Source organism: Bacillus sp. ES1-5, assembly GCF_022487605.1.
Classification (GTDB): Bacteria; Bacillota; Bacilli; order Bacillales; family Bacillaceae_G; genus Bacillus_A; species Bacillus_A wiedmannii.
In genome coordinates this window covers 374,021-386,069 of sequence record NZ_JAKVPU010000005.1, presented here as the reverse complement: position 1 = coordinate 386,069, position 12,049 = coordinate 374,021, and the positions used below count along the sequence as shown (strand labels likewise).

The 12,049-nt window shown below is 35.9% G+C and carries 15 protein-coding genes and 1 other annotated feature; of the genes, 4 read left to right on the top strand and 11 right to left on the bottom strand.

The window, feature by feature from the left end:
* The first annotated feature begins 68 nt into the window (after positions 1 to 68).
* Positions 69 to 827: a TrmB family transcriptional regulator gene (locus MKO96_RS18830; protein ID WP_240588341.1), complete on the top strand. Its 759-nt coding sequence runs from the start codon at positions 69 to 71 to the stop codon at positions 825 to 827.
* A 27-nt stretch (positions 828 to 854) separates the two neighbouring features.
* On the opposite strand, the gene MKO96_RS18825 is transcribed toward MKO96_RS18830, so the two are convergent.
* From MKO96_RS18825 to MKO96_RS18815, 3 genes are all read right to left on the bottom strand, one after another.
* Positions 855 to 1,037, bottom strand: coding sequence for a hypothetical protein (locus MKO96_RS18825; protein ID WP_087982904.1), 183 nt, complete (start codon positions 1,035 to 1,037; stop codon positions 855 to 857).
* 78 nt (positions 1,038 to 1,115) lie between these two features.
* On the bottom strand, positions 1,116 to 2,300 hold the full coding sequence (locus MKO96_RS18820; RefSeq protein WP_240588340.1) for an MFS transporter: 1,185 nt from the start codon (positions 2,298 to 2,300) through the stop codon (positions 1,116 to 1,118).
* 261 nt (positions 2,301 to 2,561) lie between these two features.
* Entirely contained in the window at positions 2,562 to 3,875 is a 1,314-nt protein-coding gene (locus MKO96_RS18815; protein ID WP_087982908.1) for an APC family permease, read from the bottom strand.
* A gap of 65 nt (positions 3,876 to 3,940) precedes the next feature.
* Positions 3,941 to 4,177, bottom strand: a binding site (T-box leader).
* 166 nt (positions 4,178 to 4,343) lie between these two features.
* On the opposite strand from MKO96_RS18815, the gene MKO96_RS18810 reads away from it, so the two are divergent.
* A complete protein-coding gene (locus MKO96_RS18810; protein ID WP_137053887.1) occupies positions 4,344 to 4,571 on the top strand; it encodes a hypothetical protein in 228 nt (75 codons plus the stop codon).
* A gap of 81 nt (positions 4,572 to 4,652) precedes the next feature.
* Here MKO96_RS18810 and MKO96_RS18805 read toward each other — a convergent pair whose 3' ends face one another.
* The 3 genes from MKO96_RS18805 to MKO96_RS18795 all read right to left on the bottom strand — a co-directional run bounded on the left by MKO96_RS18805 (position 4,653) and on the right by MKO96_RS18795 (position 6,681).
* A complete protein-coding gene (locus MKO96_RS18805) occupies positions 4,653 to 5,456 on the bottom strand; it encodes a hypothetical protein (RefSeq protein ID WP_240588339.1) in 804 nt (267 codons plus the stop codon).
* A 129-nt stretch (positions 5,457 to 5,585) separates the two neighbouring features.
* On the bottom strand, positions 5,586 to 6,368 hold the full coding sequence (locus MKO96_RS18800) for a membrane protein insertase YidC (RefSeq protein ID WP_087982918.1): 783 nt from the start codon (positions 6,366 to 6,368) through the stop codon (positions 5,586 to 5,588).
* A 28-nt stretch (positions 6,369 to 6,396) separates the two neighbouring features.
* Positions 6,397 to 6,681: a hypothetical protein gene (locus MKO96_RS18795; RefSeq protein WP_087982921.1), complete on the bottom strand. Its 285-nt coding sequence runs from the start codon at positions 6,679 to 6,681 to the stop codon at positions 6,397 to 6,399.
* A 276-nt stretch (positions 6,682 to 6,957) separates the two neighbouring features.
* Between MKO96_RS18795 and MKO96_RS18790 the strand changes: the two genes are divergently transcribed.
* Complete coding sequence (locus tag MKO96_RS18790; RefSeq protein WP_076541754.1) at positions 6,958 to 7,851, top strand: YitT family protein; 894 nt, start codon at positions 6,958 to 6,960, stop codon at positions 7,849 to 7,851.
* Between the two features lie 262 nt (positions 7,852 to 8,113).
* Here MKO96_RS18790 and MKO96_RS18785 read toward each other — a convergent pair whose 3' ends face one another.
* On the bottom strand, positions 8,114 to 8,635 hold the full coding sequence (locus MKO96_RS18785) for a GNAT family N-acetyltransferase (RefSeq protein WP_240588338.1): 522 nt from the start codon (positions 8,633 to 8,635) through the stop codon (positions 8,114 to 8,116).
* Positions 8,636 to 9,097: 462 nt separating this feature from the next.
* Between MKO96_RS18785 and MKO96_RS18780 the strand changes: the two genes are divergently transcribed.
* On the top strand, positions 9,098 to 9,484 hold the full coding sequence (locus tag MKO96_RS18780; RefSeq protein ID WP_001077775.1) for a DUF3938 domain-containing protein: 387 nt from the start codon (positions 9,098 to 9,100) through the stop codon (positions 9,482 to 9,484).
* 258 nt (positions 9,485 to 9,742) lie between these two features.
* On the opposite strand, the gene MKO96_RS18775 is transcribed toward MKO96_RS18780, so the two are convergent.
* The 4 genes from MKO96_RS18775 to MKO96_RS18760 form a co-directional block, all read right to left on the bottom strand.
* Positions 9,743 to 9,883 (bottom strand): DUF3985 family protein, encoded by a 141-nt coding sequence (locus MKO96_RS18775; RefSeq protein WP_000404783.1) that lies wholly within the window; start codon positions 9,881 to 9,883, stop codon positions 9,743 to 9,745.
* A gap of 96 nt (positions 9,884 to 9,979) precedes the next feature.
* Entirely contained in the window at positions 9,980 to 11,032 is a 1,053-nt protein-coding gene (locus MKO96_RS18770; RefSeq protein ID WP_240588388.1) for a site-2 protease family protein, read from the bottom strand.
* 42 nt (positions 11,033 to 11,074) lie between these two features.
* Entirely contained in the window at positions 11,075 to 11,782 is a 708-nt protein-coding gene (locus MKO96_RS18765; RefSeq protein WP_240588337.1) for a DUF3169 family protein, read from the bottom strand.
* Positions 11,772 to 11,993, bottom strand: coding sequence for a helix-turn-helix transcriptional regulator (locus tag MKO96_RS18760; RefSeq protein WP_016085663.1), 222 nt, complete (start codon positions 11,991 to 11,993; stop codon positions 11,772 to 11,774). Before MKO96_RS18760 ends, MKO96_RS18765 begins: the two co-directional genes overlap by 11 nt.
* Positions 11,994 to 12,049 lie beyond the last annotated feature (56 nt).

The window sequence follows — 12,049 nt, the reverse complement described above, 5'->3', positions numbered from 1 at the left end:
ACCACTTGTGCAAAAACAAATAGTTCATTATCCTTAAACTATATAATCTCATTCGTTCGGAGGGAACTATGTTACAAAAATTCGGTTTCTCACAATATGAAAGCCAAGCTTATGAAGTTGTCGTATCGAGCAACGAACCATTAGATGCTACAACGATTGTGAAGCACTCTGGTGTTCCAAAAGCAAAAATATATGAAGTGCTAGCACGCCTGATCGATAAAGGGATGGTAATGGATTCTGTTTCAGAAAAGAAAAAGCTGTATACAGCATTACCACTCAAGCTAGCAATTGAAAAATTAACGACAGAATTCCAATCAAATATTGAAGAATTGGAAACAAATATATCGAAAAAATCATTTACAGATGACCGTGTGTGGAGCTTAAAAATGCAATCTTCTATTCGAGTTCAAAGTAAAGAACTCATCGAAAGTGCAAAAGAATCGATTCGTATTTCAGCTTGGAATGATACTCTTTTAGAATACCTTCCTTTACTAGAAGAAAAAGAAAAACAAGGCGTCAAACTCGAGTCCCTTATAGTTGGAAAGGTAGAAACAGAGTTAGAAAACATGCATTTTCTAATCCCAACTGAAGAACCTAACGCATTAGAGCGCTACTTGCTACTCATCGTTGACGACCGCGAAATTTTATTTGCTGGTGTAGAGCAAGAGTCATGGCAAGCGATGAAAACAATGTCACAACCTTTCGTAAAATTCTTTACAGAATTTTTCTATCACGACGTTGCACTTGCAAAAATTACAGAAAAGCATCTGGATCTCTTCATGCAAGATGAGGAAATTAAGAGTTTGTTGCGGAAGTTGAGGTATTAATTGAATACAAAAAAGGAGTCTAGTTCTTCACCTAGACTCCTTTTTATTTTCCTCTTTTATCTCCGTCAACAGCTCAATAATTTTCTCATTTTGCTCCACTTGTTTCTCTGAATTTTGATAGATGAAACGAATCCATCTAAGTGCAAGAATAATAAGGAACAACGGAAGCATTGAAATTAGAAAGCCAAGAATCGAAAAATTCGTATACATATACATCACCTCGCTACATACAACTTTCTCCACATATCTACTAAAACCTGCAAAATTTTACAAATAAAAAAGAACCTATCAAACGATAGATTCTTCCTTCGCAAACTGAGCAGAACGTCCTCTCGTAATTGAGAAGATGGCACAAAACAGTGCTAATATTATAAAGCCACCGCCTACCCAAGCGTTATATATAACAGATGATTTCTCAATAACAACTCCGCCTACTGTTGAACCGAGTGCAATTCCTAAGTGAAGCGCAGAGTTATTTAAACTTTGCTGAATACCAGCCGATTCTGGTGCAATTTCAATTAAATAATTTTGTTGTGCTGGTGAAATAGCCCAGCTCAGCATACTCCAAAGTCCCATCATAATAATGAACAGCGGGAATGAGAATGTCATCATTGGCAATATGAAGATCGCACACGCAAATACGATAATAATTGAAATAATACTTTTCTTCGATCCCCATTTATCAGCAAGCAAGCCCCCAAGGCCGCCTCCAAGTACCGCTGCAATTCCGAAAATGAAGTAAAATACACTAATCCAATCCGCTTCAACATGCATCACATCTTTTAAAAATGGTGTTAAATATGCATATAGTGTTAAATGCCCCGTTAAAAATAAAAATGATGTTAACTGTGCACTTACAATTTTCTTATCTTTTAACGTAGCAATTTGTTCTCTTATTGATAGTACTGATGTCGGTGGTACTTTCGTTAAGAATAATGAAATACAAGCAATTGCTATAACTGTTAATACCGAAATTAATACAAATGGTGCACGCCATCCATATGCATTTCCAAGTACAAGACCAAGTGGTACCCCAAGTACAAGTGATCCACTAATCCCCATGAAAATGATTCCAATTGCACGCGCACGAAAATGCGGTTCTACAACGCTAGAAGCAAGTGTTACTGATAGTGCAATAATAAGCGAACCACTCGCTGCACAAACAACCCTTGAAAACATTAACATCCCGTAATTTACACTAAATACTGAAATAATATTTCCGATTAAGAAAATTGATAATGCCCCAATGTATAATCTTTTTCTTTCAAACTTACCGGTTAAAGCTAATAAAACAGGACCTGATAAAGCAAATACTACTGAAAATATTGTTATAAGCTGACCAGCTGCACTAATAGATACTCCTAAATCATTGGCAACTAGATCGAGCGTTCCTCCTATAATTAGCTCAACCGTTCCGACTACGAAAGCCGCGATAGCTAAAATATACACACGAAAATTCAAATCTTTCCCCACGCTTTCTATTTTGGTTACTACGACTATAGTAACCAAAATAGAAATTGAACACAAGTACAATTTTTTTACAATAAAGTGAAACTTTAATCAGTGGGGGTTTTCTTCATCCCCCACTGATTATTAGTTGAACCAATCGGACTTTTATGGGCAGTTGATCCCCCACCTAAATTCTTTGCTTTCGCTGCATTTTGAGGTGGGGGTCTTACTGCCCATTAAAGCGGGATAAAAAAACAGGCGCATCATACGCCTGCCTTCTAATTATTAAACACTAGTTTTGTTCTTCTTATTTAAATACCAATATACCGGTAGTCCAGTAAAGACAATTCCAATTGATAAGAAACAACTTACTGGATCATTAATAATCGCACTTCCAAGTACAAACAATGATCCTAAAATCGCGACGATTGGTACGATTGGGAATAACGGTACACTGTATGCACGCTCTTTATTCTTGTTACGTTTTCTTAAAATGAAGACACCAATAAACGTCATTACATAGAAAATATAAATAATGAATACGGAAATCTCAGATAGCTTATTCGGATCACTAATAATCATTAAAATAATTCCTAAAATGATTTCAACAGTAATCGCATTTGCTGGTGTTTTAAATCTTGGACTTTCCTTTGCGATAAACTTAGCAAACGGAAGGTGTCCACGCTCTGCCATCGACATCGGAATACGTGGAAACGTTAAAATCTTTCCATTTAAACAACCGAAAATAGAAACGATAATACCAATACTAATAATTTTTCCGCCATATTCTCCAAGTAACATGCCCGCAGCTGTCGCTGTTGCATTTTCTCCAAGGTCTACGATTTTCGCTGCTGGTAACACATTTAATAATGCCAAGTTAATTAGTACGTAAGCAGCCGTTACAATTAAAATCCCAACTGTCATTGCTTTCGGTAATAACTTTGTTGGATTCTTCATTTCTCCGCCAATTGAAGCGAGTAGAATCCAGCCGTCATAAGCAAATAACGTTGCTAAAATTGCCATACCGATACTTTGATTTTCTGATATCGGCACAACTACATTAAAGATATCGCTATTCCCTTTCCAAAAACCTAGCACAACAATTAATACGATCGGAATCATCTTCCCAATTGTCGTAACCGTTTGGACGATACCTCCATATTTTGTTCCCATACTATTTACAACGCCAAGGAACACAACTGTTCCAATAGCAATTGGTAAATTCCATACTTTATCTAAATAGAAAAAATTAATCATTAAAGAACTAAAGTACAATCCTAATGTTCCAATAATAGCTGGTCCATAAACAATTGTTTGCATCCAGCCTGATAAATATCCCCAGAAGCTTCCGTAAATCTCCTCTAAATACGTATACAACCCACCATTTTTCGGGATTTGCGCTCCAATTTCAGCTACTGTTAAACCACTTGCTAGCGTCAATAGTCCACCAATTACCCAAGCAAGAATCGCCATATTAGAACTCCCTGAGTAATCTAATACGCTCCCTGGTTTCATAAACACACCAGATCCAATAATCGTTCCTACTACGATAGAAAGTGCTACTGTTAAACCAATTTTGTTCTTCTCATCATGATGCATGCTGCGTATCCTCCTTCCAATTCTAGTGTGATGCAAAAATGAAATAAAAAAACACTCCTCCCTAAAAAAGGGACGAGTGTTGTATTCGTGGTTCCACCCTTGTTTCAATTCGCAAAGTAACACACTTCACCAATTTCTCAAGTCTAAATAACGGTTTTTGCCGGCAAGCAATTACTAGGTATCCGTTCACTGCTGCAGTTCAGAGGTGGTAATCCATTTTTCCGTATTAGGAAGCTCACAGCCAAAGGCTTCCCTCTCTGAGAATCGTAAAAAATTGATCATGTCCTCATCATCACTTCTTGATGTCGAATTTTGTAGTTATTGTTCATTATATTGAATTGTTAGAAAAAATCAATATATTTTTTTATATAACATATGAAATATTTCTCTTCTTATATTATAACAGAAGTTACGATACTTCTCTAATTCCCTAACAATGGTATAGTCTATATAGGAGGTGCACGAATAATGATTGCTGTTTTTTGTATTATCGCTACGTTTCTCTCTGTTCTATTCGCTATCATGTACAGGCACAAGTATCCTGGTTATAGCATTTTAGCGGTAGCTATTATACCAGCTACTTCCTTCTATGTATTAGGTAAATACCAATATACAGAAGTGTTTATCGGTTTTGCAATCTTCTACTGCGTCTTTGGATACATACTAACAATGAAAAAAATTTTATTGAATCATTAAAAGGGACCGATTTCTGCTAACAGAAATCGGTCCTCGCACGTACCTTCCGGTTGCCCACACGAAAGATACGACTTCACTCAATTATTTCATAAAAAATTTATGCTGCGGAAGATCCACATTCAACGCCTCTAATTGTTTCTTTTCATTCTCTAAAATCGCTTTTGCTTTTTCTTTCGTTGCCTCATCTAATCCCGCAAACATGTCTTTATGCTTCTCTTTCTCTGGAAGTTTCACACCTAGCTTTGTTAATTCTTCTTTTGCTTGCTCATGAGTTAATTTCCCGGATTTTTCTTGTTCAAAAATAGACTTTGCTTTTTCTTTTGTTGCTTCATCTAAGTCAGCAAGCATGTCTTTACGCTTACCTTTCTCAGGGAATTTCACACCTAGCTTTGTTAATTCTTCTTTTGCTTGTTCACGTGTTAGTTTGCCGGATTTCTCTTGTTCTAAGGTTGATTTCGCTTTTTCTTTTGTTGCTTCGTCTAAGTTAGCAAACATATCTCCATGTTTACCCTTTTCCGAGAACTTCACGCCTAGTTTTGTTAATTCTCCTTGCGCTTGTTCACGTGTTAATTTACCGGATTTCTCTTGTTCTAAGATTGATTTCGCTTTTTCTTTTGTTGCTTCATCTAAGTCAGCAAGCATATCTTTACGTTTTTCTTTCTCTGGAAGGTTTACACCTAGCTCCTTCAACTGTTTCTTTGTATCGTCCATAATCGTTTTTACTTTTTGTTTTGTAGCGTCATCCAAATCTTTTTTCGCCGTTTTTGTAGACTGCTCAGCTGCTGGAGTATTCGTTGCCGCGAATGCCGGAATACCGACTCCTCCAATGATTCCGAATGATAAAGCACCTGCAATCGCTAAATACCCAACTGTTTTCTTCTTCATAGGAAATTTCCTCCTTCATATTTCTAAAGCATGTACACTTTCGTATACAATGCCTATAGTAATGTTGGTTTCTTAACATTTCCTTAACGACTTAACAAAAAAACGCCGCTCATCACGAGCGGCGTTGTTCTAAGCTTTTTGTAATTGTAATTCTTCACGTTCCATTATTCTTCTTAATACAATTGTTTGTGTCATTGTAAATAAATTACCCGTTATCCAGTACAACACAAGTCCTGATGGAGCCGCAAATCCCATAAATAGAATCATTGCCGGCATCATAATTTGCTGCACTTTCAGCATCTGTACTTGTTCTCCAGGTGTAATATTAGATTGGAAAACTTTCATTTGAATAAATGTCGTTAGCGCTGCGATAATCGGTAGTATATGATAAGGATCTGCATGTCCTAAGTTCACCCATAAAAATGAAGATGTGCGAATCTCTTCTGTTCGGCTAATCGCATAATACAAAGCAGAGAAAATCGGCATTTGTATAAAGATTGGCCAGCAACCAGCTAGTGGATTCCAACCGCCTGATTTCATTAGTTCTGACATTTCTTTTTGATACTGCTTTTGTTTTTCAAGATCTTTACCCACATCACCGTATTTTTGTTTCAGCTTCTGCAGTTCAGGTTGCATTTTCTTCATTTTCGCTTGACTACGATATTGCGAAACGGCTAATGGGATCATTGCTGAACGAATAACGAGCGTCATAATAATGATAGCAATCCCGAAGCTAGCTCCCGGTATATGATGAGCAACAAATTGAATCATATACGAGATTGGATATACGAAATAATGGTTCCAAATTCCCGTACTATGTGCATCGATTGTGCCTGCATTACTGCAGCCAGATAAAACAAAAACAAGTAATACTGATAAACTAATGAGCGCAGCTCGGTATGATTTTAACATGTTCATTCCTCCAATGTTTCGTAATTATTTAGCGAAACATTGGTGTATACGGACCGACCTCGTCATTCTCTTCACTTGATTCTTGTCTGCGTACAGAACGAATCATTCCATATTTATAAAAAATTGAAAATAGCGTTACATTCCCTGCACTATCTTCACATGTATCAACTAATTTGAAAGCTCTCTGTCTACCGCTCGATGCTTGCTGACGTACAAAGCGAGAAACGTTAGCAAGGAAGAAAACTTCTAATAAACAAAGCGCTGTCGTTACAAACGATATATATAGAATTGCATCCTGCAATAAAAATTCCATCGCTTCACATCCTTAATAAGGTCATTTTAGCACATTCAACAAACATTCTCTATTTCCTTTTATCGTCAAAAAAGTATTTTGCATATTTTCTCAATAAAACTATGCTAGAAAACCAATGTATTCGCTTTCTTTAGTATATTCACACGTATCTTTGAATAGGTTTAATTTGTTAGAAATTTATAAAATTTTTGCATTATAATAAAACTATTGCCAGTTTTTGAAAAAACCTTTATTCTCTTCTTGTAATCAAAAATGAATATGGAGATGAAACATACTATGGGTCAACTAGGAGACGCCGATTACGTTCCCGACACCGCCTTTTTATCCTTCCCAGCAGCTAAAACATTTCACTTAGAATTCATCATACAGTTGGTTGTTATTTTCATAGCCTCTATTTTGTATGCAATTTCTATGAATATGTTCTTTATCCCGCATAACATGATTAGCGGTGGATTCGCTGGTGTAGGGATGATTATCGGTTATTTAATGCACTACAATATCGGTGCACTTATCTTTTTACTAAACATTCCTCTTCTTATTTTAAGTCACTTTTACTTAGGCAAGAAGACAACCTTTTTAACAGCGTATTTTGTAGCTGTATCATCGTTAGCGATGAACATTATCCCTGTACACCAAGTTTCAGACGATATTTTACTATCTTCTGTATTCGGTGGTGTAATCTGCGGAGCAGCTTCCGGGATCATATTCCGATTCGCTTCTTCAACAGGTGGCTTTGATGTTGTTGGATTGATTGTAGCGAAACATCGAGATATTTCGATTGGAGCAATCATCTTTGGATTCAACTTAATCTTACTTGTTGCAGCAGGATTTATTTTCGGATGGGATATTACGCTTTATACGTTAATTAGCCGGTTTGTAGTCAGTAAAGTAATTGATGCTGTGCATACGAAACATATTAAATTAACGATAATGACAGTTACAGAAAAAGGCGAGGAAATAAAAAGCGCACTATTACATCACGGCATACGCGGAGTGACAATGGTAGATGCTGTCGGCGGCTATACAAACCATAAGAAAAAAATGATTTACACTGTCGTGACTCGCTATGAGTTAGGCGAAATGAAACGTATTATCCGTCAAGTGGATAACAGAGCATTTATGAACATTACTGAAACAGTTGAAATTGTCGGCCGTTTCAAACGCATATAAAGTGAAACTTTAATCAGTGGGGGTTTTCTTCATCCCCCACTGATTATTAGTTGAACCAATCGGACTTTTATGGGCAGTTGATCCCCCACCTAACTTCTTTGCTTTCGCTGAATTTTGAGGTGGGGGTCTTACTGCCCATTAAAGCGGGATAAAAAAGGTTAATACATGAAAGGGCATAACATATTAGTCATATATAATATGTTATGCCCTTTGTTATTCAACTAACGCACCCTTTAGCATAATAAAATCACGAAGTTTATTACTACAAATCGGAGGATAGCATTCCGTATACAATACTATCTGTCCATTCATTTTTACTCCAAAAATCTTGTATGAAATGGGCTTCCTTTCTCATGCCTATTCGTTCACATAATTTTTGTGAAGCTGTATTACGTGCATCAAGATTAGCTTGTATACGATGTACATGAAATTCATTAAATAATTTAAATACCAAACTACTTACTGCTTCTGTTGCCAAACCTCTCCCAGCTACTTCATTTGAAAAACTATAACCAATCTCAACAGTGTCTTTCATATTTGTGTACCATACGGATAAATCACCAACTACTTTAGTCTTGTATATAACTGCCAAACTTAATATTGATTTTTCAGTAAGCACATTGTTTGCTAGCTTCTTATTAAATCTTTTCTGCTTGTCTTCATAAGTCCACTTATTATGTAATAGGAACTTACATGTATCATCATTATTATAAATAGCAAATACATCCTGTAAATCAGTACTCTTAAAAGGTCTAATTATTAATCTTTCTGTTGTGATCTCCAAGTTAGCTCTCCTCCCTTTCATTCATGCTACAAATCATTTTTTATAGTATGTAAGCCTCCTTCTTAGATCTCACCTTGATTACATATTTCATCATAATAAATTAAAATCCTTCTTCCACTAAACTGCATTGTTAGTGGTATTTCCTTGCGATTTTTATTTTTTACACTTATTACAAAATCAGATAATTCTATTATTGTGACCCTAAATGTGTTATAATGAAAGCAGACTCACAAAAAAAAGAGTATATAGACTTGGAAGTTTCTCTTATTTTTACAAGCAAAAAGAAACGAGCAGTCAGGTATATTTCAAACACCATACACGTAACGGTTTAAAAAACCGATCATCTTAGTTATTCTTCCATGATCTTTTTATAAAAAGATACGTACAACTAAAATTCACTTCAATATACTATACCTACCTTTTTGACTTCCAAATCATCTTATTACATAAGGAGATGAACATATGAATCAATATATAAGATATACAATAGCTGTCCTGTTTGCTATTATCGGCGGAACAATCTGCTTCTGGACAAACACTCAGCTTGGAGAGAATATCATTTTTAATGGAATCGAAACGCTTGTAAGCGCTTCAATTTTAGGTGGATACATTTACTTCCTCTTTAATCCAGAAGAAAATGCACAAAAAACAATGTTATTAACAATGATCGGAATCGTTGGCGGATGTATTTCCTACTCAATGACTAACTATACATTACCACTTCAATTAAGCTCAGCTTTCTTCCACGGTCTATGGACTTGGTTCATTGCATTCTGCCTAGCAGACGTATTCAACCTTTTACAAGACAATGAAGAAGAAAACGGTCGCCAAATTGAAAGTAACTCGTAAGCTGGAAGATACTCTTCCAGCTTTTTTGTTTTGTTACTCTTTCCTGTTCATACCCCATCACTAAAATAAAAAGAAGCTACCCTCACGGCAACTTCTTTTCCACATACCCCACTTAGTATTCACTAAAATATATCAATAATTTTTCAAATATATCGATCGTTTCTCCACTTATATCAACGATTTTTTCATTATACCGACGCTTTGACACAGGATATCAATTTAACGACATCTTTCGATAACCAAAACGTAGAACATACCCTATCCCCCAAGCAATTTACTGCCGAACTCTACGATTAAAAAGATAACTAATAGGATCGCGAGTATCTTTAATGCTACATATGCTACTTTAAAAACAGCATAAATGAGCAAGACTATTAAAATAATCGTTAAAATTTCCATCTAGAATTCCTCCAAGCTTTGCTCTTCTTCTCTTATTTTACTCGCCCCAGCCTGTTTATGGAACGGCATAAGACGACATAAAAAAAAGAGGATATCTCACCCATCGTAAGATACCCTCTCTTTCAGCTGCTCAAACCATTCTCTCTCTAATTGTAAATATCCTATTTCACTATTCTCAGCGCTCTTCAATTCTTTATCCGCTTTCCTCATATAAACGTTGGTAGTTTCTATATCGCCCTCTAAATATTTAATAATTCCTTGTGTACGGTAATATCCGTTTAGATCAATCTTAGTAATGGCTTTTGCATGTTCCTTCGCTTCATGCAGAGAAAGGCTATCCATCTCATAAAGAGCTTTATATAAAAGATACCAACTGTGAAAACTGCTAACGAAATATTTATTTTCTTTCGTTACAGGGAGCTGGGCAACTTGTTCTATATATGGTATCGCTCTTTCCATTCCCTTTTGATCCGACCGGGCAAGGAAGACAAGCATAAGTCCGCTCATGATCTCTCTTATACTTTTATGTTCTTTTATTTTATCTTCGGTAAGTTCTACTAATCTCTTATCCCAATCTTTCGGCCTCTTATAACTAAATAACTCACTCGATACTTGAATGTTATATACATGCTGCTTCGCCTTTTCATCATCTTTAATTAAAATAAGAAATTGCATACCATCGCTCATAAGCGTTCCTTTTATCGGTACGATTGTAACCGCAAAAATTATAAAATGGAAAACAGAAAAATATAACAGATATTGATAATAACTCACCATGTATATGTAACCAAAAGTAATACCAAATAGTAAACTTGTAATTGGTCCACCTAAAGTCATCCATGCCCATTTTTTCGAAAGGTTCGGTGTTACTATAGAAGGCGGTATTAACATTGCCACGCCTCCGAAGTACGCCCATAATTTATTTTCTCGAATACGTACTTTCCCCTTCTCTTTTTGAACAGTAATAGGCCCTACTGTCATAAATTTAAATGTCAAACCACCTATTATGCCGAATATAACATGTCCTAACTCATGAATGATCACCACTAACAGAAAAATAGCCAACAATGCCCATATATCCAACATTACTTCTAATTTCTCAGTTCGGATTACTCCGTATAAAATGGACAAAACTAACGCCACCGTCATAGAACCAGCTGGCCTTCTTAAAATATCCACCTTTTTCTCCCCTTAATAAATCATTTTTCTCTGCATTTCGTACATGAATTTTCCAAGATGCAATATCCAAATAAATGAGATTAAGCCAATTAATACAAAATCGATATCACTAGCCGCTGTATATATAACGGCAGCCCACCATACATATGCCAATATTGTGTTCGTAAATTCATACGCTTTATATCCAGCCTCATGCACAATGTGCTTTAATCCTTCATCTGCGTTTTTCGTCCACATTTTCATAGATTCCATATATGTTACACCTTGTTCAGGATATAGCTTGTTATAACGATTTTTCGTTATATGCCCGATAATCACTACAATAGTTAAACAGACAATAGAAGCTACTAAATTCCACACTGCAAATGAAACATTTGTATCCTGCAACAGTGCACGTCTACATGCAATAACTGCATATACAAACCATGCCTGCATAACTATATCACCTACACGTAAATATATACTTATAATGCCTAATTTTCTACCTTGTACGCTCTCTTCTTCATCGCGTGCCTCCGCTAACATACGTGTATTCTTCCAAGTGTAGTACATCATTAAGATCCCAAAAATAGTACATACACCTATAAATGTATTAGATGATAATTTTCTCGGTTCATCCGAGAGTAAATCTAAAGCTATATAAGATGTTAAAAAGCCACCCATCATACTTAATGCTATTTTCCCCACAAAATCAAATTGTTTTTTTCGTTTACTCCTCATCGTCCTCTTCCCCCTCCACTAACATAAATATTTCCTCCACCGGTACATTGAAAATGTGTGCGATTTTTAACGACAATACAATAGATGGTGCATAATCCCCGCGCTCAATTAAACTAATCGTTTGCCGTGATGATCCTATCGCTTTCCCTAAATCCCCTTGTGATAAACGATGCTTTGCTCGCAATTCCCTCACTCGATTTTGAAGCTTCATGTCTTCCCTCTTTTTCATTTATTTAATTAAAATTGTAAATAATATCCTTATTTTTG